The organism is Streptomyces sp. NPDC060232 (assembly GCF_042726555.1).
GTDB lineage: Bacteria > Actinomycetota > Actinomycetes > Streptomycetales > Streptomycetaceae > Streptomyces.
In genome coordinates this window covers 206,764-227,973 of sequence record NZ_JBHXAG010000003.1, presented here as the reverse complement: position 1 = coordinate 227,973, position 21,210 = coordinate 206,764, and the positions used below count along the sequence as shown (strand labels likewise).

The following is a 21,210-nucleotide window of genomic DNA, read 5'->3' as shown; positions in this document are numbered from 1 at the left end:
GCGCCATGGAGACATGGAAGTGCACGAGAGCCGACGAGTCAGTCTACGTCAGGGCACCCAGAAAGACGAATCCGGAAAGTTTGCCCCAGAGTCTAGATCATTAACCGAGGGGGTCCGGGGCCGTGCTGACCCCGTACTCCGCCAGCTTCGCCTTGCCGCAGTCCGGGCTGGTCAGGACGATCGGACCGGCCTCCGTCAGCGCGATGGAGTGCTCCCAGTGCGAGGACCAGGTGCCGTCCGTCGTGATGACCGTCCAGTCGTCCGAAAGGACCTCCGTCTGGGCGGTACCCAGGGAGACCATCGGCTCGATCGCCAGGCAGACGCCCGGAACGAGCTTGATCCCCTTGCCCCGCTTGCGCGAGACGTAGTTCAGCAGGTGGGGGTCCATGTGCATCTCGGACCCGATGCCGTGGCCGCCGTAGTCCTCGATGATCCCGAACCTGCCGAGGCTGTGCTCACCGGTGGAGGGGCGGGGCTGGCGCTTGATGTACGTCTCGATCGCCTTGGAGATGTCCACGAGGCGGTTGCCCAGCTTCATCGCGGCGATGCCGGCCCACATCGACTCCTCCGTCACCCGGGAGAGCTCCACCAGCTCGGGCGCGTGACCGGTGCCGACGAAGGCGGTGTACGCCGCGTCGCCGTGCCAGCCGTCCACGATCGCGCCGGCGTCGATGGAAATGATGTCGCCGTCCTTGAGGACGGTCTTGTCGTCCGGGATGCCGTGGACGACGACCTCGTTGACCGAGGTGCAGATCGTCGCGGGGAAGCCGCCGTAGCCGAGGAAGTTCGACTTCGCCCCGGCGTCCGCGATGACCTTGCGGGCCACCATGTCCAGATCCCGCGTCGTGGCGCCCGGTACGGCCGCCTCACGGGTCGCCGCATGGATCGCGGCGACGACCAGCCCCGCCTCGCGCATCTTCGCGATCTGCTCGGGGGTCTTGATCTGCACCATGTGGGCGTGCCTTCCGTTTTTTGCGGCTAAACCGCCGCCGCTCGCGCGGACGTGGTCGCTGTCCGCTGTGGTTGCTCAATTATTGGCTGATGTCGTGCCACGGCGCGTCATGCAGACGGCCGCGGTGCCCCGAGGGGACACCGCGGCCGTACCTGCACAGCAAGGGGATGACTACTTCTTGAGAGCGTCCATGGCGCGCTTGGTGACGTCCGACACCTCACCGAGGGCCGGGATCGTCACCAGCAGGCCCTGGGCCTTGTAGTAGTCGATGATCGGCTCGGTCTGCGTGTGGTAGACCTCAAGCCGGTTGCGGACCGTCGCCTCCGAGTCGTCACCGCGCTGGTACAGCTCGCCGCCGCAGGTGTCGCAGACACCCTCGGCCTTCGGCGGGGCGTACGTCACGTGGAAGACGTGGGCGGAGTCGTTGCGGCAGATCCGGCGGCCGGCGATGCGCTTGACGACCTCGTCCTCCTCGACCTCCAGGTCGAGGACGGCGTCGAGCTTCATGCCCTCGGCCTGGAGCATCACGTCGAGCGCCTCGGCCTGGGAGACGTTGCGCGGGAAGCCGTCGAGCAGGAAGCCGCCCACGGCGTCGGGCTGCTCCATCCGGTCCTTCGCCATGCCGATGGTCACCTCGTCGGGGACCAGGTCGCCGGCGTCCATGAACGCCTTCGCCTGCTTGCCCAGCTCGGTGCCCTGGCTGATGTTGGCCCGGAACAGGTCGCCCGTGGAGATGTGCGGGATCGACAGGTTCTTGGCAAGGAACGCGGCCTGCGTTCCCTTGCCCGCACCGGGCGGTCCGACGAGGACGATTCGCATCAGCGGAGGAACCCTTCGTAATTACGCTGCTGGAGCTGGCTCTCGATCTGCTTCACGGTTTCCAGACCCACACCCACGATGATCAGGATGCTCGTCCCGCCGAACGGGAAGTTCTGGTTCGCTCCGAAGCCGGCCAACGCCATCGTCGGCACAAGAGCGATGAGACCCAGGTACAGCGACCCCGGCCAGGTGATCCGGTTGAGCACGTAGCTCAGGTACTCGGCGGTGGGTCGACCGGCGCGGATACCCGGGATGAACCCACCATACTTCTTCATGTTGTCTGCAACTTCCTCGGGGTTGAACGAGATCGCCACGTAGAAGAACGCGAAGAAGACGATCAGGAGGAAGTAGACCGCGATGTAGTACGGGTGGTCGCCCTTGACGAAGTGCTTCTGGATCCAGGTGGCCCAGCCCGCGGTGGACCCGCTGAACTGCACGACCAGCGCCGGGATGTAGAGCAGCGACGAGGCGAAGATGACGGGGATGATGCCCGCCTGGTTCACCTTGAGCGGGATGTAGGTGGAGGTACCGCCGTAGGCGCGGCGGCCGATCATGCGCTTCGCGTACTGGACCGGGATCCGGCGCTGCGCCTGCTCGACGAAGACCACCAGGCCGACCATCGCGAGGCCGACCAGCATGACCACGCCGAACTCGACCCAGCCGTCCGCGATCTTGCCCTGGAGCTTGATCTGCCAGAGGGCGCCGATGAAGCCGGCGGCGATCGAGATGAACATGAGGATCGACATGCCGTTGCCGATGCCGCGGTCGGTGATGAGCTCACCGAGCCACATCACGACGCAGGTACCGGCGGTCATGGTGACCACCATGACGACCGTGGTGAAGATCGACCGGTCGGGAACGATCTGGCTGGCGACCTGGCAGCCCTGGAACAGGGCGCCGGTACGGGCGGTGGCGACGAGGCCGGTGCCCTGGAGGATCGCGAGCGCGACCGTCAGATAGCGCGTGTACTGAGTGATCTTCGCCGTGCCGGACTGGCCCTCTTTCTTGAGGGTCTCCAGCTTCGGGATGACCACGGTCAGCAGCTGCAGGATGATGCTCGCCGTGATGTACGGCATGATGCCGAGCGCAAAGATCGTGATCTGCAGCAGCGCGCCGCCGCTGAACATGTTGACGAGGCCGAACAGACCATTGCTGCTTCCGGCCTGTTCCACGCAGATCTGTACGTTCTTGTAGCTCACGCCGGGGACGGGGACATGGGACCCGAGCCGGAACAGCACGATGATGCCGAGCGTGAAGAGCAGCTTCTTGCGCAGGTCGGGCGTCTTGAACGCCCGGGCGAACGCGGTGAGCACGGTGCCTCCTGCGACCCCCGCGCTACTGCGTCAGAGGTGACGGTCTGAGGGATCGACGAATACGACAAAGCAATGGTGCACGCCACCTTACCGGCGAGTGTGCCCCCCGTGGAACGACCAACCGGGGATGCCCCATATGTGAGGCATCCCCGGTCGGGTTTTGAGCTATTCAGCCACTGAAATCGTCTTAGACGAGCTCGGTGACGGTACCGCCGGCAGCGGTGATCTTCTCCTTGGCGGAGGCGGAAACGGCGTCAACCGAAACCTGCAGCGCCACGGAGAGCTCGCCCTGGCCCAGGACCTTGACGAGGCTGTTCTTGCGAACCGCGCCCTTGGCGACCAGGTCGGCCACCGTGACTTCTCCACCCTCGGGGTAGAGAGCGCCGAGCTTGTCCAGGTTGACGACCTGGAACTCGGTGCGGAACGGGTTCTTGAAGCCCTTGAGCTTCGGCAGGCGCATGTGGAGGGGCATCTGCCCACCCTCGAAGCGCTGCGGGATCTGGTAGCGGGCCTTCTGGCCCTTCGTACCACGACCGGCCGTCTTACCCTTCGACGCCTCACCGCGACCCACACGGGTCTTCGCGGTCTTGGCGCCGGGGGCGGGACGGAGGTTGTGGGCCTTCAGCGGGCTGTTCTCAGCCATGATTAGTCAACCTCCTCAACCGTCACGAGGTGGCGGACGGTGTGCACCATTCCGCGGAACTCGGGGCGGTCCTCCTTGACGACGACGTCGTTCAGGCGCTTGAGCCCGAGCGAACGCAGCGTGTCGCGGTGGTTCTGCTTGCTGCCGATGTACGACTTCGTCTGCGTGATCTTGAGGCGAGCCATTACGCACCCGCCCCAGCACGCGCACGAAGCAGAGCCGCGGGGGCGACGTCCTCGAGGGGCAGACCACGGCGAGCCGCGATCTCCTCGGGACGCTGCAGGCCCTTGAGGGCCGCCACGGTCGCGTGCACGATGTTGATCGCGTTGTCGGAGCCCAGGGACTTCGACAGGATGTCGTGAACGCCGGCGCACTCCAGAACGGCGCGCACCGGGCCACCGGCGATAACACCGGTACCGGGGGAAGCAGGCTTCAGCAGGACAACGCCGGCCGCCTTCTCGCCCTGGATCGGGTGCGGGATGGTGCCCTGGATACGGGGAACCTTGAAGAAGTTCTTCTTGGCTTCCTCGACGCCCTTGGCGATGGCCGCGGGAACTTCCTTGGCCTTGCCGTAACCGACACCTACGGTGCCGTCACCGTCGCCCACCACGACCAGCGCGGTGAAGCTGAAGCGGCGACCACCCTTGACAACCTTGGCGACGCGGTTGATCGCGACAACGCGCTCAACGTAAGCGGTCTTCTCGGCGGCAGCGCCACCGTCGCGACCCTTCCGGTCCCGCCGCTCGCCGCCACCGGCACCGCTTCCGCGGCGCTGGGGTCCAGCCATTGGATTACCTCTCTCTGTTACGTCCGTGAGTCCCGGAACCGGGGCTTAGAACTTCAGCCCGGCTTCGCGGGCGGCGTCAGCCAGAGCGGCAATGCGCCCGGCGTATCGGTTGCCACCGCGGTCAAAGACGACGGTCTCGACACCCGCGGCCTTGGCACGCTCGGCGACGAGCGCGCCGACGGCCTGGGCCTGGGAGCTCTTGTCGCCTTCGCCACCGCGGATCGAAGCGTCCAGGGTCGACGCCGACGCCAGGGTGTGGCCCTGGAGGTCGTCGATGACCTGAGCAACGATGTTGCGGTTGGAACGCGTCACGACGAGGCGCGGACGCTCCGCCGTACCCGAGACGTTCTTGCGGATGCGGATGTGGCGGCGAGCCTTGGCAGCGCGCTTGTACGCGTCGCCCTTGGCGATCTTCACACCGTATGCCATGGCTACTTACCAGCCTTTCCGACCTTGCGGCGGATGACCTCGCCGGCGTACTTGACACCCTTGGCCTTGTACGGGTCGGGCTTCCGCAGCTTGCGGATGTTGGCGGCGACCTCGCCGACCTTCTGCTTGTCGATGCCCTCGACCGAGAACTTGGTCGGCGACTCGACCTTGAAGGAGATGCCCTCGGGCGCCTCCACCAGGATCGGGTGGCTGTAGCCGAGCTGGAACTCCAGGTTGGAGCCCTTCGCGGCCACGCGGTAACCGACACCGCTGATCTCGAGAGCCTTGACGTATCCCGTGGTCACACCGGTGATCATGTTCGCCACCAGCGTGCGGGACAGGCCGTGCAGGGCCTTGTTCTGACGCTCGTCGTTCGGACGGGTGACGTTCAGAACGCCGTCCTCGTCCTTGACAACTGCGATGGGCGCCTTAACGGTGTGCGCGAGGGAACCCTTGGGGCCCTTCACGTTGACCGTCTGGCCATCGATGGTGACGTCCACACCGGCGGGAACCTGGATGGGGAGCTTGCCGATTCGCGACATTGCTTTTCCTCCGTTCCCGACTACCAGACGTAGGCGAGGACTTCCCCACCTACGCCCTTCTTGCCTGCCTGCTGGCCGGTCAGGAGACCGTGGGACGTGGAGATGATCGCCACGCCCAGGCCGCCGAGGACCTTCGGCAGGTTGGTGGACTTCGCGTACACGCGCAGACCGGGCTTCGAGATCCGCTTGATGCCCGCGATGGAGCGCTCACGGTTCGGCCCGAACTTCAGCTCGAGGACGAGGTTCTTGCCGACCTCGGCGTCCTCGACCTTCCAGCCGGTGATGAAACCCTCCTGCTTGAGGATCTCCGCGATGTGCGACTTGATCTTGCTGTGCGGCATCACGACGGTGTCGTGGTACGCCGAGTTAGCGTTACGCAGACGCGTGAGCATGTCTGCGATGGGGTCAGTCATGGTCATGAAGTGGCCTTCGGCCTCTCTCGCCGGGGTTTCCTGTATGCGCCATCCCTCTCCCCACTCAGTGGCGGGACGGGTGCGGCACGGGGACCTACGGCGTAGTAAGTCGATAGGGCGGCGGACGCCCAACCCCACAAGCCTACGGCATGCGGGCAGGGCGGTCCGCCGACCTGATGCTTACCGAGAGCGTCTGGAAAACCTCAACACCCAAAGGGCGTGGGGATTACCAGGAGCTCTTGGTCACGCCCGGCAGCTCGCCACGGTGAGCCATCTCACGGAGGCACACGCGGCACAGGCCGAACTTGCGGTACACGGAGTGGGGGCGACCGCAGCGCTGGCAGCGGGTGTACGCACGCACACCGAACTTGGGCTTACGGGCAGCCTTCGCGATGAGAGCCTTCTTCGCCATCTCGCTTACGCCTCCTTGAAGGGGAAGCCGAGGTGACGAAGGAGCGCGCGGCCCTCAGCGTCGTTGGTCGCCGTGGTGACCACGGTGATGTCCATACCCCGGGTACGGTCGATCTTGTCCTGGTCGATCTCGTGGAACATGACCTGCTCCGTGAGACCGAAGGTGTAGTTGCCACGGCCGTCGAACTGCTTCGGCGACAGACCACGGAAGTCACGGATACGCGGCAGCGCGAGCGACAGCGTACGGTCCAGGAACTCCCACATACGGTCACCGCGGAGGGTGACGTGGCAGCCGATCGGCTGACCCTCGCGCAGCTTGAACTGCGCGATGGACTTGCGGGCCTTGGTGACGGCCGGCTTCTGACCGGTGATCGTCGTCAGGTCGCGGATGGCACCGTCGATCAGCTTCGAGTCACGGGCGGCGTCGCCGACGCCCATGTTCACGACGATCTTGACGAGGCCGGGGATCTGCATGACGTTCTCGTAGGAGAACTCCTCACGCAGCTTGCCCGCGATCTCCTCGCGGTACTTCGTCTTCAGACGCGGAGTGGTAGCCATCAGATGTCCTCACCCGTGCGCTTGGCAACGCGGATCTTGTTGCCCTCGTCGTCGAAGCGGTAACCGACGCGGGTGACGACCTTCTTGCCGTCCTTCTCCACGACCAGCTGGACGTTGGACACGTGGACCGGGGCCTCGGTGATCACGATGCCACCGGCCTGGTTCTGGCCAGCCTTGGTGTGCTTCTTGACCCGGTTGACACCCTCGACCAGGACGCGGTTCTCGGCGGGGAAGGCGACGATGACCTTGCCCTGCTTGCCCTTGTCCTTACCGGTGATGACCTGGACCAGGTCGCCCTTCTTGATCTTCATGCTTACAGCACCTCCGGCGCGAGCGAGATGATCTTCATGAACTTCTTCTCGCGCAGCTCACGGCCGACGGGGCCGAAGATACGGGTGCCGCGAGGGTCGCCGTCGTTCTTCAGAATGACGGCGGCGTTCTCGTCGAAGCGGATGTACGAGCCGTCCTGGCGGCGGCGCTCCTTGACGGTGCGAACGATGACCGCCTTGACGACGTCACCCTTCTTCACGTTGCCACCGGGGATCGCGTCCTTGACGGTGGCGACGATGACGTCACCGATGCCCGCGTAGCGGCGACCGGAGCCACCGAGAACACGGATGCAAAGGATCTCCTTGGCACCAGTGTTGTCGGCGACACGCAGTCGCGACTCCTGCTGGATCACGTCTATCTCCTGTTTGTCTGCCGGTTCCCGGCGGGGGCTTCACTCTGGAAGCGGAGCCCCCACCGAGCCTGGCGGAACGAACCTAAGGGAAACCCCTCAGGTGCTTACTTGGCCTTCTCGAGGATCTCGACGATGCGCCAGCGCTTGCTCGCCGACAGCGGACGCGTCTCCATGATGAGGACGCGGTCGCCGACGCCGGCAGCGTTCTGCTCGTCGTGCGCCTTGAGCTTGTTCGTACGGCGGATGACCTTGCCGTACAGGGCGTGCTTGACGCGGTCCTCGACGGCGACGACGACGGTCTTGTCCATCTTGTCGCTGACGACGAGACCCTCACGGGTCTTGCGGAAACCGCGCTCGTTCGTCTCAGTCACGTTCTTCTCGCTCATCAGGCGCTCTCCACCGTCTCGATACCGAGCTCACGCTCGTGCATCAGGGTGTAGATGCGAGCGATGTCCTTACGGACGGACTTGAGCCGGCCGTTGTTCTCCAGCTGACCCGTGGCCGCCTGGAAGCGGAGCTTGAACAGCTCCTCCTTGGCCTCGCGCAGCTTGCCAACGAGCTCCTCGTTGCCGAGCTCACGCAGCTCGGACGCCTTGGTTCCCGTCGCCATCACGACTCACCTGCCTCGCGCCGAACAATCCGGCACTTCATCGGAAGCTTGTGAGCAGCGCGGGTGAGCGCCTCACGAGCAATCTTCTCGTTCGGGTAGGACAGCTCGAACATGACCCGACCCGGGTGCACGTTGGCGATCCACCACTCGGGAGAACCCTTACCGGAACCCATGCGGGTCTCGGCGGGCTTCTTCGTGAGCGGGCGGTCCGGGTAGATGTTGATCCAGACCTTGCCGCCACGCTTGATGTGGCGGGTCATCGCGATACGAGCCGCCTCGATCTGGCGGTTCGTCACGTACGCCGGGGTCAGCGCCTGGATGCCGTACTCGCCGAACGAGACCTCAGTACCGCCCTTGGCCATACCGCGGCGCTTCGGGTGGTGCTGCTTGCGGTGCTTGACCCTACGAGGGATCAGCATGTCGGTCAGGCCTCCGTTCCGGTGCTCTCAGCCGGAGCGGCGGCGGGGGCGTCGGCCTTGGGGGCCTCGGCACCAGCAGCCTGCTGCGGCTTGCGGCCACCACGGCCGCCGCGCTCGCCACCACGGCCACCACGGCCGGCGGGACGGTCGCCAGCGCCGGCACCACGGGCCGGGCGGTTACCCGCACGGGCCGCAGCGTTCTCGGCGCGAACCTCGGCGATGTTCTTGACGTCGCCCTTGTAGATCCAGACCTTCACGCCGATACGGCCGAAGGTGGTCTTGGCCTCGAAGAAGCCGTAGTCCACGTTCGCGCGCAGCGTGTGCAGCGGCACACGACCCTCGCGGTAGAACTCGGAGCGGGACATCTCGGCGCCGCCGAGACGGCCGCCGCACTGGATCTTGATGCCCTTGGCGCCGGCCTTCATCGTGCCCTGCATGCTCTTGCGCATGGCACGACGGAAGGAGACGCGGGAGGAGAGCTGCTCGGCAACGGCCTGGGCAACCAGCTGAGCGTCGAGCTCGGGGTTCTTGACCTCGAGGATGTTCAGCTGGACCTGCTTGCCCGTGAGCTTCTCGAGGTCGCCGCGGATGCGGTCGGCCTCGGCGCCACGGCGGCCGATGACGATGCCCGGACGAGCGGTGTGGATGTCCACACGCACGCGGTCACGGGTGCGCTCGATCTCAACCTTCGAGATGCCGGCGCGCTCCATGCCGGACGTCATCATCCGACGGATGGCGACGTCTTCCTTGACGTAGTCCTTGTACAGCTTGTCGGCGTACCAACGGGACTTGAAGTCCGTGGTGATGCCGAGCCGGAACCCGTGCGGGTTTACCTTCTGGCCCATTACCGGGAACCTTCCTTGCTGCTGACGACCACGGTGATGTGGCTGGTCCGCTTGCGGATCCGGTAGGCACGGCCCTGGGCACGCGGACGGAACCGCTTCAGGGTCGGGCCCTCGTCCACGTACGCCTCGCTGATGACCAGCGTGGAGGCGTCCGGGTGGTTGTAGTTGTGTGCGGCGTTGGCGATGGCGCTGTCCAGCACCTTGCCGACCGGCACGCTCGCGGCCTGCGGGGCGAAACGCAGGACCGCCTGAGCCTCCGTGGCATCCATGCCACGGATAAGGTCCACCACGCGGCGGGCCTTCATGGGCGTGACGCGGATGTACCGCGCCTGGGCCCTGGCTTCCATGGTTGTCCCTTCGGTGTAAGTCATAGTCGTAACCACCCCGCCTTTAGCGGCGCTTCGACTTCCGGTCGTCCTTGACGTGGCCGCGGAAGGTGCGAGTCGGCGAGAACTCGCCGAGCTTGTGGCCGACCATCGACTCGGTGACGAACACCGGGACGTGGGTCTTGCCGTTGTGCACCGCGATGGTGTGACCCAGCATGCTGGGGATGATCATCGAGCGACGGGACCAGGTCTTGATGACGTTCTTGGTGCCGGCTTCGTTCTGGGCGTCCACCTTCTTTACGAGGTGGTCGTCGACGAAGGGCCCCTTCTTGAGACTGCGCGGCATCTAAACCCGCTCCTAGCGCTTCTTGTTCGTCTTGCGGCGGCGGACGATGTACTTGTTCGAAGCCTTCTTCGGCGAACGAGTACGACCCTCCTTCTGACCCCACGGGGAGACCGGGTGGCGGCCACCACTGGTCTTGCCCTCACCACCACCGTGCGGGTGGTCAACCGGGTTCATCGCGACACCGCGGACGGAGGGGCGAACGCCCTTCCAGCGCATGCGGCCGGCCTTGCCCCAGTTGATGTTCGACTGCTCGGCGTTGCCGACCTCGCCGACCGTGGCGCGGCAGCGCGCGTCGACGAGACGGATCTCACCGGACGGCATACGAAGGTGGGCCATCACGCCCTCCTTCGCCAGCAGCTGCACGGAGGCACCAGCGGAACGCGCGAACTTGGCGCCGCCACCGGGGCGGAGCTCGATCGCGTGGATCGTGGTACCGACCGGGATGTTGCGGAGCGCGAGGTTGTTGCCCGGCTTGATGTCGGCCGTGGGGCCGTTCTCGATCCGGTCACCCTGCTGCAGGCCGCGCGGCGCGATGATGTAGCGCTTCTCGCCGTCGGCGTAGTGCAGCAGCGCGATGCGCGCGGTGCGGTTGGGGTCGTACTCGATGTGCGCGACCTTGGCCGGCACGCCGTCCTTGTCGTGACGACGGAAGTCGATCACGCGGTAGGCGCGCTTGTGTCCACCACCCTGGTGGCGAACGGTCACACGACCGGTGTTGTTACGGCCGCCCTTGCTGTGCAGGGGGCGGACCAGCGACTTCTCCGGCGTGGACCGCGTGATCTCGACAAAGTCGGCGACGCTGGAGCCACGACGGCCCGGGGTCGTCGGCTTGTACTTGCGGATACCCATTTCTCAGTCCTCGTCCGATTCCGGACGACTAGACCTCCGTTAGGAGGCCTGGCCGCCGAAGATGTCGATACGGTTGCCCTCGGCAAGGGTCACGATGGCGCGCTTGGTGTTGGCGCGCTTGCCGAAACCGGTCTTGGTGCGCTTGCGCTTACCCTGACGGTTGATCGTGTTGACCCCGGTGACCTTGACCGAGAAGACCGCCTCGACGGCCTGCTTGATCTGGGTCTTGTTGGCGCCGGGCGCGACGATGAACGTGTACTTGTTCTCGTCCAGCAGCGCGTAGCTCTTCTCCGAGACGACCGGCTTGATCAGCAGGTCGCGCGGGTCGGTGAAGGTCTTGCTGGTAACGGTCGCCTCAGACATCAGGCGTCGCTCCCTTCGGTCTCATCGGCCTTGGGGCCAGACACGAAGGACTCGAGCGCGGCCTGGGTGAAGACCACGTCGTCAGAGACGATCACGTCGTACGTGTTCAGCTGGCCCGGCTCCAGGATGTGAACCTGGGGCAGGTTGCGGGCGGACAGCCACGCGGCCTCGTCGGCACGCTCGACGACCAGGAGCAGGTTCTTGCGCTCCGAGATCTTGCCGAACAGCGTCTTGGCGGCCTTCGTGGAGACGGCACCCTCGACCACGCCGGTGACGACGTGGATGCGGGAGTGACGCGCACGGTCCGAGAGGGCACCGCGGAGGGCGGCGACCTTCATCTTCTTGGGGGTCCGCTGCGAGTAGTCACGCGGCTGCGGGCCGTGGACGACGCCACCGCCGGCGAACTGCGGAGCGCGGGTCGAACCCTGACGGGCGCGGCCGGTGCCCTTCTGGCGGTACGGCTTGCGGCCACCACCACGGACTTCGCCACGGGTCTTGGTCTTGTGCGTGCCCTGACGGGCAGCAGCCAGCTGGGCGACGACGACCTGGTGGATCAGCGGAACGCTGGTCTTCGCGTCGAAGATCTCCGCGGGGAGCTCGACGGTACCGGCCTTGTCGCCTGCCGGCGAAAGGATGTCAATGGTGCTCATTAACCTCAAGCCCCCTTGGCCGCGGTACGGACCAGGACGAGGCCGCCGTTCGGACCGGGGACTGCGCCCTTGATGAGGAGCAGACCCTTCTCCGCGTCTACCGCGTGGATGGTCAGGTTCTGGGTGGTGACGCGCTCGTTACCCATGCGACCGGCCATGCGCATGCCCTTGAAGACACGCCCAGGGGTGGCACAGCCACCGATCGAACCGGGGGAGCGGTGCTTGCGCTGCACACCGTGACCGGCGCCGAGGCCCCGGAAGTTGTGCCGCTTCATGACACCGGCGAAGCCCTTGCCCTTGCTGTTGCCCGTGACGTCAACCTTGACGCCGGACTCGAACACCTCAGCAGTGATCTCCTGGCCGAGCGTGTACTCGCTGGCGTCGGAGGTGCGGAGCTCCACCAGGTGGCGGCGGGGGGTCACGTCGGCCTTGGCGAAGTGGCCCTTGAGGGGCTTGTTCACCTTGCGCGGGTCGATCTCGCCGAAGGCGATCTGGACCGACTCGTAGCCGTCGATGTCGTTCGTACGGACCTGGGTAACGACGCAGGGCCCGGCCTTGACGACGGTCACCGGGACGACACGGTTGTTCTCGTCCCAGACCTGGGTCATGCCGAGCTTCTCGCCCAGGACGCCCTTGATCTGCTTTGCCATCTTCTCGACGCCTCTCAGAGCTTGATCTCGATGTCAACGCCGGCCGGAAGGTCCAGGCGCATCAGCGAGTCAACGGTCTTGGGCGTCGGGTCGAGGATGTCGATCAGGCGCTTGTGCGTGCGCATCTCGAAGTGCTCGCGCGAGTCCTTGTACTTGTGCGGCGACTTGATGACGCAGTACACGTTCTTCTCAGTGGGCAGCGGCACCGGGCCCGCGACCGACGCACCAGTGCGCGTCACCGTCTCGACGATCTTCTTCGCCGAGGAGTCGATGACCTCGTGGTCGTAGGCCTTGAGCCGGATGCGGATCTTCTGTCCCGCCATGGCTACTCCGTAGTCCTGTCTCTGTGTGGAAACGCTCTGGCTCCCGGTCGGCTGCGGGACGGGGTCCCGCTGCCTCTCCTCCGACCCACGCGGTCGGGCGTGTCGCACTCCCTCTACAGAAAATTCCCATACGGAAATTCCCTCGTCCAAGGGGGTGCGGTCCCATGACCGCGATTCGGGGGAGAAACACCCACCGAGTGCCTGGTGGGCACCGTGCTGACACTTCCCAGAAGATTCCCGTACGTCCGTCCCCATTGCTGCCCCGAGAGGCAGATTAAGGACGACGAGTACTGTGGGACTCGCTTCCGGTCCTCCCGGCGGGAGGCGCGCAGCATCGGCACTCAGCCGAGCAACTTGAGTAGTCTGCCATACGAGACACGCACCTGGCCAATCGGGTCGAAGAGAATACCCCGCCACGCTGAGTGGTCAAACCGCGCCGCGCCCTTCGCCCGGCGGGGCCTCTCCCCGGCGGCGTCAGGTCCGCGAGGCCGTCCCGCAGCCCTCCTGCTCGGGCTGTTGCAGGGCCTCGCTGCGGTCGTACGGGTCCCTGGGCTTCCCTGACGGCTCGGGACCGTCGGCGGGCGCGTCCCGGAACATCGGATGCAGGTACCCGTCGTAGACGAAGCACTCCGAGTTCGCGATGTCGTACAGGTAGGGCCCGACCTGCATCATCCCCGCCTCGACCCGCCATTTCCGGGGATCGGCGAAGGTGAACTCCATCTGTCGGCGCACGACGGTGCGGCTGACCTCCTCGGCGCCGCTCTTCGCCTGCACCAGGGGGTAGACGAAGGTGTAGTCGGTCATGATGTCGACCTGGCCCGGGCTCTCGCCGGGCTCGACCGTCATCCGGCCGCGCACCTTCACCACCTCACCGGCGAGGCGCACCTGCGCGGGGTCGGCACGGGTGAACACCTGAAGCGGGTCCGCATCGCGGCCCGGACGGGCCAGGGCGCCTTCCAGCAGCTCGACCATCTGCCGCTGCCCGGGGTCGATCATCTGCAGTGCCGCGGTGGGGCGCTCCCCGCGGAGCGTCGCCGGGTCGAGGTTGGCCAGCACCAGGAACTGCTTCGTCCGCTCCAGCCCCTGGGCGACCAGCTCTCGGCTGACACCGTTCACGGCGGTGGCCTCGGGCAGCTCGATGCCGGCGGCGCCGTCCGCCCACTGCAGGGCAGGGGAGCCGCGGAAGGGTTCCCGCAGGGTCGGCTGGTCCGGCGGCAGGGACGGCGGCGGTGCGGTCGGGCGTACGGACTCCGCGGGCAGCGGGCCCGCCTTCGCGGCGTCCTCGCGGGCCTGCGCCTTGCCCGTGATGCGGTCGATCACCAGCTCGGGCCGTACGGCGATCAGCGCGAGCCCGGCGATGGCCACGACGGCCGCGACGGCCTTGAGCCGTCCCGGCCGGCGGCGTTCGCGCCGCGCGGGGCCGGTGCGCCACCCCGGCGGTTCCTGGCCCTGGCTGGCGCGCAGCCGCTCGGTCACCATGCGCGCCCGCGCGGAGGGCTCCTTCGGCGCGTCCCCGGCCCCTTGGGCGGCCTGCTCCATGAAGCGGGCCCACTCCTCGTCGGAGACGCCCGGTGTGCTGTGGTCGTTCTTCCCCATGCCCCGTCCTCGTCCGTTCCCCGCCCGACATGTGCGAGGGGCTCCGCACCTTCCGGTGCGGAGCCCCTCACCTGCGCAAAGACGTTTCTTCGCTAGCGGAAGTACCCCGTGATGTCCGCGATGAGATCCACGGAACCGGAGTTGTTGTAGAAGCTGACCTTGCCGTCCACGACGGGCACGACCACCAGGTTGGGGATCGTGAGGCCCGCGGTGAAGTTCAGGTTCGAGGCGCTCGTGCGGGTCGTACCGCTCGGGAAGACCGACACGTAGCTGGCCTCGGTCGGGTTGGTCGCGGTCACGTTCAGCACCACGGCCTTGATCCCGGTGGCCGGGACTCCCCCGACGCCGGCCACGGGCAGCGTGACGACGCTGCCGCCGGTGACCGGGCCCTGGCGGACGCCCGTGCCCGTACGGGTGTCCATCAGGCGCTTCGGACCGAAGTTCGCGTGCATGGCGCCCGCGTCGCTGTCCGAGAAGTAGCCGGTGATGTCGGCGATCAGGTCGACCGTGCCCTGGTTGTTGAAGAAGCTGACCTTGCCGTCCACGACCGGCACGACCACCAGGTTGGGGATCGTCTGGCCCGGGGTGAAGTTCAGGTTCGACGCACTGGAGCGGGTCGTGCCGCTCGGGTACACCGACACGAAGCTCGGCTGCGTCGGGTTCGTCGCCGTCACGTTCAGCACCACGGCCTTGACGCCGGTGGCCGGGATGCCGTCGACGCCCGCCACGGGCAGGGTGACCACGCCGCCGGTGCCGACCGGGCCGGTCGGGACGCCGATGCCCGTACGGGTGTCCATCAGGCGCTTCGGGCCGAAGTTGGTCTGGGTCGCGCCGTCGGCGGTCGAGGTGAAGTAGCCGGTGATGTCGGCGATCAGGTCGACGGTGCCCTGGTTGTTGTAGAAGCTGACCTTGCCGTCCACGACCGGCACGACCACCAGGTTGGGGATCGTCTTGCCGGGGGTGAAGTTCAGGTTCGACGCGCTGGAGCGGGTCGTGCCGCTCGGGTACACCGACACGAAGCTCGGCTGCGTCGGGTTCGTCGCCGTCACGTTCAGCACCACCGCGGTGGGCGTGCCACCGGTGGCGGCGGCCACCGGCAGGGTGACCACTTCGCCGCTGCCGACGGGGCCCTTGCGCACACCGAGACCCTCACGGGTGTCCATCAGGCGCTTCGGGGCGAGGGGGACGAACTTGGCGCCCTTGACCTCGGCTTCGACGGTGACCGCGAGGCTCGTGGAGACCTTGCCGTTCGCGGCGGTCGCCCGGACCCGGACCTCGTGCTTGCCGTCGGCCACGACGGCCGTCGCCCTGCGGGCCGCTCCGTCGGTGACCGCGGTGGCCTCGCCGTCCACGAGCAGCTCGAACGTGGACAGCCGGCCGGTGGCCGTGCTGGTGGTCCAGTCGACCGTCAGGGCGGCGCCGCTCGGGAGGGTGGCACCCGGCGTGGCCGTCGCCCCGTTCACCGAGGCGATCTTCAGCTGGGCCGCGGGGCCCGTCTGCCGGAGCGCGTCCAGCTGCGGGTAGAGCGAGTTGCCCGGGCACTGGGTGTTGAAGCCGTCGCGGTGTCCCGAGAGGGACTTGAACTCGTACTGCTGGCCGGCGGTGTAGCTCTTGCCGAAGTGGTTCGTCTGGGTGGCGCCCGCGGTCAGCGTCGCGGTGCCGTTCATGTCGCCGTCGTACTGGCCGAGCTTGTAGGCCGCGACCTTGGAGATGGCACCCAGCGCCGCTGCGGAGGCCCCGGCGTTCGTGTAGTCGCCGAGGACGGAGACGCTCGTCGACTCGGCGTTCCAGCCGTAGGTGTGCGCGCCCTGGACGGGCTGGTCCACACCGCCCTGCCGGCCCTCGAAGACCGTTCCGCACTTGTCGACGAGGAAGTTGTAGCCGAGGTCGCGCCAGCCGTTGCCCTGTACGTGGTAGACGTGCAGGCTGCGGACGATGGCGGCGGACTCGGAGCACTCGTACGGGGCGGTGGACGCGGTGTGGTGGACGAAGACCGCCTTGATCTTCCCGCCGGGCAGGTAGACCGGGCCCTCGTCGTTCAGGGACTCGTCGGCGCCCCACTGCACGCGCGAGACCACGTCCGGCCGCGGGGCGGTCGATTCCGGTCCCGGCGTCGTCGGCGCGGGGTCCACCGCGGGGAGGGCGAAGGCGGCCGGCCCGAGGCCCAGGTCGCCCTTCTTCTTCGCCTTCGCGGCGCCGGCGCCCGGGTCCACCAGGTTCAGCTCCATGCCGGCGGGCAGTGTGCCGCCGCCGGTCACCCGTACCTCGGCGCCGTCGGACGGGCCGACCCAGACCGGCTCGGTGGCGCCGCGCAGGCCGGGGCGCTTGCCGTCGAGGCCGGACTCGGCCTGCTCCAGCACGACCCACTTCGACCACTTGCCGCTGTCGGCGTCCCGGGTGCGGGCCTCGATCTTGCCCTTCACCTCGGCCTCGGGGTCGGTCCAGGAGACGCCGAGGAGCCCGAACGGCTCGGTGCCCTGCTGGGAGAGGACGGCCTCGCCCCTGCCCTTGGGCTTGAGGGCGAGCTTGTGCAGCTCCCCCTCGACCGGCCCCTTCTCGCGGGCGCGGGCACTGTAGGGCGACACCTCGCCCTCGTCGGAACCGCCCGTGCCGTTTGCGACGCCCTGTATGCCCAGGACCACGACGACGCCGAGCGCGGCGGCCAGAGCCGTCCCGCGCGCACGACCTATTCTCACGTTGTCCCCAACCCCTATGCGGATCCGGCCAGATGACAGCACTGGCGGACGGGATCCTACTGGCCGCGGCGACGGCCGATCAGGGCGGGATGGGGGCTGCGAAGGTGACGGCCGTCGCAGCCGGTTCGTACGGGGGTGCTATTCCACCGACTTGTCCTTGAACGGCGCCTTGCGGCCGCAGATCGCGGGCCAGTCCTTGGCCACGATGTTGGCGCACCAGATCTCGCCGTCGTCCTTGAACTGCTTCCACAGCTTGACGTCGAGGTCCTCGCAGTCCTTGTTCGGCGCGAAGCGCGGGCACTTGCCGTTGGGCAGCTTGATGTTGTGCGCGCGCCAGGCGTCGAGACCCATGAGGTCGGTGTCCTCGTGCGTCGGCAGGTAGCGGTTGGCCGACCAGGAGGCGCCCATGGTGGCGAACAGCGCGACCGCGCACACCATGCCGGCCGAGAGCTGACGGATCGTCCGGCGGGGGATGACGCGCGCGGACGGGTCGGCGGCGGCAGGCCGCAGGGTCCGCTCGGTCCAGCCGGAGCCCCGCTGGACCGCCGCCATCACGCCGAGGACGGCCAGGATCATCAGCGAGTACATGATGATCCAGGTGGTCCGCGGGAAGAGCTGGACCGCCTTGTCCTGCGCCATGTGCGAGGCGAACCAGAAGCGGGCCAGCCAGGCGCCGGCGAGCACCGCCGCGGCGGTGCGCACCATGACGTTGCGCAGGCCGAGGCCGACTCCGAGGCCCACGCCGAGGATCAGCAGCAGCGCGAACCCGGTCTGGCCGGCCATCTCGCCGGAGACCGGCCACTGGTTGTACTTGATGTAGCCGGTCCGGTCGGAGATCCAGCCCAGGACGTACCCCGGGTCCGCGTACACGCCGAGGTAGGCGTACCGGTCCGGGGTCTGCGAGCCCAGGCGCACCATCTGGTAGAGCAGCGGGGCGCCGATGATCCCGGCCGTGGCCAGGACGGAGGCGACGAACAGCACCGCCCGCTTCACCGCGGGCGCGCCGGCGCGCCACGGGAACAGGAAGAGGAAGAGGACGGCGGCGCCGGGCGCGGCCCAGACGAACCAGCCCGAGTACCAGAGGAAGAGCACGCCGAAGATCGCGCCGAGGCCCGCGCCGCGCAGCACCAGGGACTTCGGGGTGCGGCCGGCGGACCGGCGCAGCTCGCGGAAGCAGTACCCGAGCAGCGGCAGCAGCACGATCATCACGACGTGGCTGTACGGGCGGACCGGGTCGAGGAACAGCACGGCCGACGGGACGGCGATCAGCAGCGCCCAGAAGGGACGCAGCAGCAGCCGCCACGCCAGGTACGCCATCGGGCCGACGAGGGCGCTGCAGACGATCTGGAGGTCGTGCAGGGCGAAGCCCGAACTGCCGAGGCCGTCGTAGCGGACCTTGGCCCACAGGGCGATCAGCGCCGGGAACGCGGGCGGGTAGATGCCGGACATGCCCTCGCCCGACAGGAACGAGTTGGCCATCTCCACCAGGACGCTCGGGTCGCCCTCCTGGCCGCCGAGCGGGTGCGGGGTGCCGCGCAGCGCGACGACGACGCCGCCGGCGACCACGCCGGTGACCAGCCCGGCCAGGGCGGCGCAGACCAGCCGCTTGACGAGCTCGTGACGGCGGACAGAGCCCCGGTAGGCGGTGTAGAGCAGCAGTCCGAGCAGCGGGAGCCCGAGGACGGCCGCGAAGAGCTGGAGCCGGGCGAGTCCGCTGACCTGGCCGATGCGGTTCATCGGGTTGACGCCGATGTGGCGGCTCAGCAGTGTGAACCCGAGGGCCGCCACCACGCTGACCACGACCTCGGCCAGGATCTGCACCCACCGCCGGGACATCCACACCCGGATCCCTGAGGGGGACGGGCGGCTCTTGCCCGGTGCCGGTTCGTCAGGACGCTGGGCCGGGGCGCCGGCGTCGCCGACGGCCTCGGGGGCCAGGTGTGTCATCTCGGTCCGTTTCGTGGTGGGCGGAGTCTGATCAGTTCTGGCCGGAGGTGAAGGCGTGCTTCGCCAGGGTGCGGGCCCCCGCCTTGTTGCCGCTGCGCAGGGCTCCGGGGAGCATCGTCAGCGCGTGCAGCCGCGAGGCGCTGTGGAAGCGGGCCGCGCGGGCGGCCTTCGGCCAGCCGCGGGCGTCCATGCGGGCCGCGACGGCGGAGAAGTACCGCTCGGCCTCGGCGAAGCGGGTGCCGGAGAAGGCCTGGACCGACGACTCGCTGACGGCGTGCCGGCGGTACTGGAAGACGGTCGTCGTGTTGTCGACGACCATCTGCTCACCGTCTTCGAGCAGGTCGACGACGAGCGCGAGGTCCTGGATCACCGAGTAGTCGTCCCGGAAGTTCACCTTGCGCAGCACCTCGCCGCGCCAGGCGATCGACGGGAAGTAGAGCCAGTTGCCGCGCAGCACGCTGGCGGCGAGCTCCTCGCCGCCCATCAGGCGACGGCCCTTCACCTGCGGTGCGTACAGCCGCTTCTTGGTGTTGTCCGCCAGGCCCTGGGTCACCTGGCCGGCACCGTCGATGACCTCGACGCCGGGCTGGACCATGCCAACGCCCGGCTGGGCGTCGATGATCCCGCGGACGGTCTCCAGGTAGTGCGGGTGCAGGAGGTCGTCGCAGCCCATGATGACCACGTAGTCGGCCTCGGACAGCCGCACGCACTTCTGGAAGTTCCTGGTGATGCCGAGGTTCTGCTCGTTGCGCGTGTAGTGCACGCGGTCGTCGCCGAGTCCGGCGAACCAGCCCGGTACGTCGGGCTCCTTGCCGTCGTCGATCACGACGAGGCGGAAGTCCCGGTCCGTCTGTGCCAGGACGCTGCGGACGGCGTCCTGCATCAGCTGGACGTCCCCGTAGTAGGGGAGCATGAAGTCGAAGGTCACCATGGAGCTTCAGGCCTTCACGGAGTCGGAGTCGGCGTCCGCCTCGACGGCTGCGCCGGCGCCGGGCTCGGCACTCAGGCGCTCGTCGTTGTGCCGCATGCCCTCGTTGATGGCCACCGTCCGGGCGAGGTCGGTGATCTTCTTCTCCAGCGAGCGGAACCGCAGGAAGGTGTTGAGCGTGAGGAAGCCCATCGCGAGGACCATCACGTACAGCACCAGGTCGGTGCCGCGGCCGACGCCGAGCTGGTGGGCGAGCCAGGTGACGTCCGTCGGGCGGAGCACGGCGTACACGTTGACGACGACGAACAGGGAGAAGGCGATGCGCTTCCAGGCGCGGTTCTTCGCCTGGCTCCACGTGCGGATGAACACCAGGGCCATCGACACGGAGCCGACGATGAGGACGAGCTGGATCCAGAAGTACTTCATCGACGCCCACGCTCCCGCAGCGAAATGTCAAAGATGATGTTCACGCCGTTGATGAGGGACTGGCCCTTGGAGCGCGAGTATTCGGTGTAGAGGATGTCCACGGGCACCTCGGTCACCCGCAGGTCGGAGCCCGCCAGGAAACCGACGAGCTCGGACGCGTGCGCCATGCCGTTCATCGTGATGTTCAGCTGCTCGGCGGCCTTGCGGCTCAGGACGCGCAGACCGTTGTGCGCGTCGGTGAGCTTGAGCTTGCGGGCGGTGGGGCTGACGGCGGCGGCCGTGCGCAGGACGACCTGCTTGATCCACGGCACCTGGCCGTTCTGCTCGATGAAGCGGGAGCCGAGGACCACGTCGGCCTCGTCCCGCCGCAGCACGCCGACCATCGTCTCGACGTCCTTGGTCTGGTGCTGGCCGTCGGCGTCGAAGGTCGCGAAGTAGCGGGAACCGGGCTGGGCGAGCGCGTACTTCAGACCGGTCTGGAGGGCCGCGCCCTGGCCGAGGTTGACCGGGTGGCGGACCAGGTGGGCGCCCGTGTTCGCTATGTGCTCGGCCGAGTCGTCGGTGCTGCCGTCGTCGACGACGACGATGTTGGGGAACGTCTTGCGGGCCCCCTCGACCACCTCGGCGATCACCTGGCCCTCGTTATAGGCCGGTATGACCAGCCAGACATCGTCGTATTGGGACACG

Annotated in this window: 30 protein-coding genes; all 30 read right to left on the bottom strand. The window is 67.6% G+C overall.

What is annotated here, in order from left to right:
- Positions 1–100: 100 nt before the first annotated feature.
- A complete protein-coding gene (gene map / locus ACFWFZ_RS07275) occupies positions 101–952 on the bottom strand; it encodes a type I methionyl aminopeptidase (RefSeq protein WP_387117856.1) in 852 nt (283 codons plus the stop codon).
- 171 nt (positions 953–1,123) lie between these two features.
- Positions 1,124–1,771 (bottom strand): adenylate kinase, encoded by a 648-nt coding sequence (locus ACFWFZ_RS07270; RefSeq protein ID WP_387117853.1) that lies wholly within the window; start codon positions 1,769–1,771, stop codon positions 1,124–1,126.
- A complete protein-coding gene (gene secY / locus ACFWFZ_RS07265; RefSeq protein WP_030026339.1) occupies positions 1,771–3,084 on the bottom strand; it encodes a preprotein translocase subunit SecY in 1,314 nt (437 codons plus the stop codon). Before secY ends, ACFWFZ_RS07270 begins: the two co-directional genes overlap by 1 nt.
- Positions 3,085–3,271: 187 nt before the next feature.
- Positions 3,272–3,727, bottom strand: coding sequence for a 50S ribosomal protein L15 (gene rplO / locus ACFWFZ_RS07260; protein WP_030026337.1), 456 nt, complete (start codon positions 3,725–3,727; stop codon positions 3,272–3,274).
- A gap of 2 nt (positions 3,728–3,729) precedes the next feature.
- On the bottom strand, positions 3,730–3,912 hold the full coding sequence (rpmD, locus tag ACFWFZ_RS07255; protein ID WP_005313525.1) for a 50S ribosomal protein L30: 183 nt from the start codon (positions 3,910–3,912) through the stop codon (positions 3,730–3,732).
- Positions 3,912–4,514 carry a 30S ribosomal protein S5 gene (gene rpsE / locus ACFWFZ_RS07250; protein WP_017239585.1) on the bottom strand — a complete coding sequence of 201 codons (603 nt, stop codon included), beginning with the start codon at positions 4,512–4,514 and terminating at the stop codon, positions 3,912–3,914. Before rpsE ends, rpmD begins: the two co-directional genes overlap by 1 nt.
- Positions 4,515–4,559: 45 nt before the next feature.
- Positions 4,560–4,943 carry a 50S ribosomal protein L18 gene (gene rplR / locus ACFWFZ_RS07245; protein WP_030008471.1) on the bottom strand — a complete coding sequence of 128 codons (384 nt, stop codon included), beginning with the start codon at positions 4,941–4,943 and terminating at the stop codon, positions 4,560–4,562.
- Positions 4,944–4,945: 2 nt separating this feature from the next.
- Positions 4,946–5,485, bottom strand: a complete 540-nt coding sequence (gene rplF / locus ACFWFZ_RS07240) for a 50S ribosomal protein L6 (protein WP_030653648.1) — start codon at positions 5,483–5,485, stop codon at positions 4,946–4,948.
- Between the two features lie 20 nt (positions 5,486–5,505).
- Complete coding sequence (rpsH, locus tag ACFWFZ_RS07235; protein WP_007265911.1) at positions 5,506–5,904, bottom strand: 30S ribosomal protein S8; 399 nt, start codon at positions 5,902–5,904, stop codon at positions 5,506–5,508.
- Between the two features lie 220 nt (positions 5,905–6,124).
- Positions 6,125–6,310 (bottom strand): type Z 30S ribosomal protein S14, encoded by a 186-nt coding sequence (locus tag ACFWFZ_RS07230; protein ID WP_003956452.1) that lies wholly within the window; start codon positions 6,308–6,310, stop codon positions 6,125–6,127.
- A gap of 5 nt (positions 6,311–6,315) precedes the next feature.
- Positions 6,316–6,867: a 50S ribosomal protein L5 gene (gene rplE / locus ACFWFZ_RS07225; protein WP_030026331.1), complete on the bottom strand. Its 552-nt coding sequence runs from the start codon at positions 6,865–6,867 to the stop codon at positions 6,316–6,318.
- Positions 6,867–7,178 carry a 50S ribosomal protein L24 gene (gene rplX, locus ACFWFZ_RS07220; RefSeq protein WP_030026329.1) on the bottom strand — a complete coding sequence of 104 codons (312 nt, stop codon included), beginning with the start codon at positions 7,176–7,178 and terminating at the stop codon, positions 6,867–6,869. Before rplX ends, rplE begins: the two co-directional genes overlap by 1 nt.
- A gap of 2 nt (positions 7,179–7,180) precedes the next feature.
- A complete protein-coding gene (rplN, locus tag ACFWFZ_RS07215; RefSeq protein ID WP_003956455.1) occupies positions 7,181–7,549 on the bottom strand; it encodes a 50S ribosomal protein L14 in 369 nt (122 codons plus the stop codon).
- 104 nt (positions 7,550–7,653) lie between these two features.
- Complete coding sequence (gene rpsQ / locus ACFWFZ_RS07210) at positions 7,654–7,935, bottom strand: 30S ribosomal protein S17 (RefSeq protein WP_030026328.1); 282 nt, start codon at positions 7,933–7,935, stop codon at positions 7,654–7,656.
- Positions 7,935–8,159: a 50S ribosomal protein L29 gene (gene rpmC / locus ACFWFZ_RS07205; RefSeq protein WP_008739703.1), complete on the bottom strand. Its 225-nt coding sequence runs from the start codon at positions 8,157–8,159 to the stop codon at positions 7,935–7,937. Before rpmC ends, rpsQ begins: the two co-directional genes overlap by 1 nt.
- Complete coding sequence (gene rplP, locus ACFWFZ_RS07200) at positions 8,159–8,578, bottom strand: 50S ribosomal protein L16 (protein ID WP_030026326.1); 420 nt, start codon at positions 8,576–8,578, stop codon at positions 8,159–8,161. Before rplP ends, rpmC begins: the two co-directional genes overlap by 1 nt.
- A 5-nt stretch (positions 8,579–8,583) precedes the next feature.
- Positions 8,584–9,423: a 30S ribosomal protein S3 gene (rpsC, locus tag ACFWFZ_RS07195; protein ID WP_007265905.1), complete on the bottom strand. Its 840-nt coding sequence runs from the start codon at positions 9,421–9,423 to the stop codon at positions 8,584–8,586.
- Positions 9,423–9,770, bottom strand: a complete 348-nt coding sequence (gene rplV / locus ACFWFZ_RS07190) for a 50S ribosomal protein L22 (protein ID WP_007265904.1) — start codon at positions 9,768–9,770, stop codon at positions 9,423–9,425. Before rplV ends, rpsC begins: the two co-directional genes overlap by 1 nt.
- 43 nt (positions 9,771–9,813) lie before the next feature.
- Positions 9,814–10,095 carry a 30S ribosomal protein S19 gene (gene rpsS, locus ACFWFZ_RS07185; protein ID WP_007265903.1) on the bottom strand — a complete coding sequence of 94 codons (282 nt, stop codon included), beginning with the start codon at positions 10,093–10,095 and terminating at the stop codon, positions 9,814–9,816.
- Positions 10,096–10,107: 12 nt separating this feature from the next.
- Positions 10,108–10,944, bottom strand: a complete 837-nt coding sequence (rplB, locus tag ACFWFZ_RS07180) for a 50S ribosomal protein L2 (RefSeq protein ID WP_030026325.1) — start codon at positions 10,942–10,944, stop codon at positions 10,108–10,110.
- 39 nt (positions 10,945–10,983) lie between these two features.
- The gene (rplW, locus tag ACFWFZ_RS07175; protein ID WP_007265901.1) at positions 10,984–11,307 is read right to left on the bottom strand and encodes a 50S ribosomal protein L23; all 324 of its coding nucleotides are present in this window, start codon (positions 11,305–11,307) and stop codon (positions 10,984–10,986) included.
- Positions 11,307–11,957 carry a 50S ribosomal protein L4 gene (rplD, locus tag ACFWFZ_RS07170; protein WP_030298210.1) on the bottom strand — a complete coding sequence of 217 codons (651 nt, stop codon included), beginning with the start codon at positions 11,955–11,957 and terminating at the stop codon, positions 11,307–11,309. Before rplD ends, rplW begins: the two co-directional genes overlap by 1 nt.
- Positions 11,958–11,962: 5 nt before the next feature.
- Positions 11,963–12,607, bottom strand: coding sequence for a 50S ribosomal protein L3 (gene rplC / locus ACFWFZ_RS07165; RefSeq protein WP_007265899.1), 645 nt, complete (start codon positions 12,605–12,607; stop codon positions 11,963–11,965).
- Between the two features lie 14 nt (positions 12,608–12,621).
- Positions 12,622–12,930, bottom strand: coding sequence for a 30S ribosomal protein S10 (gene rpsJ / locus ACFWFZ_RS07160; protein WP_003948644.1), 309 nt, complete (start codon positions 12,928–12,930; stop codon positions 12,622–12,624).
- A 474-nt stretch (positions 12,931–13,404) separates the two neighbouring features.
- A complete protein-coding gene (locus tag ACFWFZ_RS07155; RefSeq protein ID WP_387117840.1) occupies positions 13,405–14,526 on the bottom strand; it encodes a hypothetical protein in 1,122 nt (373 codons plus the stop codon).
- A 92-nt stretch (positions 14,527–14,618) separates the two neighbouring features.
- Positions 14,619–17,222 (bottom strand): N-acetylmuramoyl-L-alanine amidase, encoded by a 2,604-nt coding sequence (locus ACFWFZ_RS07150; RefSeq protein ID WP_387117837.1) that lies wholly within the window; start codon positions 17,220–17,222, stop codon positions 14,619–14,621.
- A 138-nt stretch (positions 17,223–17,360) separates the two neighbouring features.
- Complete coding sequence (locus ACFWFZ_RS07145) at positions 17,361–19,169, bottom strand: hypothetical protein (protein ID WP_387117834.1); 1,809 nt, start codon at positions 19,167–19,169, stop codon at positions 17,361–17,363.
- A gap of 31 nt (positions 19,170–19,200) precedes the next feature.
- On the bottom strand, positions 19,201–20,100 hold the full coding sequence (locus tag ACFWFZ_RS07140) for a glycosyltransferase family 2 protein (protein WP_387117831.1): 900 nt from the start codon (positions 20,098–20,100) through the stop codon (positions 19,201–19,203).
- A 6-nt stretch (positions 20,101–20,106) separates the two neighbouring features.
- A complete protein-coding gene (locus tag ACFWFZ_RS07135) occupies positions 20,107–20,523 on the bottom strand; it encodes a DUF2304 domain-containing protein (RefSeq protein WP_387117828.1) in 417 nt (138 codons plus the stop codon).
- Positions 20,520–21,209, bottom strand: coding sequence for a glycosyltransferase family 2 protein (locus ACFWFZ_RS07130; protein WP_387117825.1), 690 nt, complete (start codon positions 21,207–21,209; stop codon positions 20,520–20,522). Before ACFWFZ_RS07130 ends, ACFWFZ_RS07135 begins: the two co-directional genes overlap by 4 nt.
- Position 21,210 lies beyond the last annotated feature (1 nt).

Bases quoted from the DNA above. Each gene is read 5' to 3' on its own strand.
- rpsE (WP_017239585.1), bottom strand. From the start codon at position 4,514: ATGGCTGGACCCCAGCGCCGCGGAAGCGGTGCCGGTGGCGGCGAGCGG.
- rplR (WP_030008471.1), bottom strand. From the start codon at position 4,943: ATGGCATACGGTGTGAAGATCGCCAAGGGCGACGCGTACAAGCGCGCT.
- rplB (WP_030026325.1), bottom strand. From the start codon at position 10,944: ATGGGTATCCGCAAGTACAAGCCGACGACCCCGGGCCGTCGTGGCTCC.
- rplO (WP_030026337.1), bottom strand. From the start codon at position 3,727: ATGGCTGAGAACAGCCCGCTGAAGGCCCACAACCTCCGTCCCGCCCCC.
- rplV (WP_007265904.1), bottom strand. From the start codon at position 9,770: ATGGAAGCCAGGGCCCAGGCGCGGTACATCCGCGTCACGCCCATGAAG.
- rplP (WP_030026326.1), bottom strand. From the start codon at position 8,578: ATGCTGATCCCTCGTAGGGTCAAGCACCGCAAGCAGCACCACCCGAAG.
- rplW (WP_007265901.1), bottom strand. From the start codon at position 11,307: ATGTCTGAGGCGACCGTTACCAGCAAGACCTTCACCGACCCGCGCGAC.
- rpsQ (WP_030026328.1), bottom strand. From the start codon at position 7,935: ATGAGCGAGAAGAACGTGACTGAGACGAACGAGCGCGGTTTCCGCAAG.
- rplD (WP_030298210.1), bottom strand. From the start codon at position 11,957: ATGAGCACCATTGACATCCTTTCGCCGGCAGGCGACAAGGCCGGTACC.
- rpsH (WP_007265911.1), bottom strand. From the start codon at position 5,904: ATGACCATGACTGACCCCATCGCAGACATGCTCACGCGTCTGCGTAAC.
- ACFWFZ_RS07270 (WP_387117853.1), bottom strand. From the start codon at position 1,771: ATGCGAATCGTCCTCGTCGGACCGCCCGGTGCGGGCAAGGGAACGCAG.
- rplE (WP_030026331.1), bottom strand. From the start codon at position 6,867: ATGGCTACCACTCCGCGTCTGAAGACGAAGTACCGCGAGGAGATCGCG.
- ACFWFZ_RS07135 (WP_387117828.1), bottom strand. From the start codon at position 20,523: ATGAAGTACTTCTGGATCCAGCTCGTCCTCATCGTCGGCTCCGTGTCG.
- rplC (WP_007265899.1), bottom strand. From the start codon at position 12,607: ATGGCAAAGCAGATCAAGGGCGTCCTGGGCGAGAAGCTCGGCATGACC.
- rplF (WP_030653648.1), bottom strand. From the start codon at position 5,485: ATGTCGCGAATCGGCAAGCTCCCCATCCAGGTTCCCGCCGGTGTGGAC.
- ACFWFZ_RS07155 (WP_387117840.1), bottom strand. From the start codon at position 14,526: ATGGGGAAGAACGACCACAGCACACCGGGCGTCTCCGACGAGGAGTGG.
- rpmD (WP_005313525.1), bottom strand. From the start codon at position 3,912: ATGGCTCGCCTCAAGATCACGCAGACGAAGTCGTACATCGGCAGCAAG.
- ACFWFZ_RS07140 (WP_387117831.1), bottom strand. From the start codon at position 20,100: ATGGTGACCTTCGACTTCATGCTCCCCTACTACGGGGACGTCCAGCTG.
- rpsS (WP_007265903.1), bottom strand. From the start codon at position 10,095: ATGCCGCGCAGTCTCAAGAAGGGGCCCTTCGTCGACGACCACCTCGTA.
- map (WP_387117856.1), bottom strand. From the start codon at position 952: ATGGTGCAGATCAAGACCCCCGAGCAGATCGCGAAGATGCGCGAGGCG.
- ACFWFZ_RS07145 (WP_387117834.1), bottom strand. From the start codon at position 19,169: ATGACACACCTGGCCCCCGAGGCCGTCGGCGACGCCGGCGCCCCGGCC.
- rpmC (WP_008739703.1), bottom strand. From the start codon at position 8,159: ATGGCGACGGGAACCAAGGCGTCCGAGCTGCGTGAGCTCGGCAACGAG.
- rpsJ (WP_003948644.1), bottom strand. From the start codon at position 12,930: ATGGCGGGACAGAAGATCCGCATCCGGCTCAAGGCCTACGACCACGAG.
- rplX (WP_030026329.1), bottom strand. From the start codon at position 7,178: ATGAAGATCAAGAAGGGCGACCTGGTCCAGGTCATCACCGGTAAGGAC.
- ACFWFZ_RS07230 (WP_003956452.1), bottom strand. From the start codon at position 6,310: ATGGCGAAGAAGGCTCTCATCGCGAAGGCTGCCCGTAAGCCCAAGTTC.
- rpsC (WP_007265905.1), bottom strand. From the start codon at position 9,423: ATGGGCCAGAAGGTAAACCCGCACGGGTTCCGGCTCGGCATCACCACG.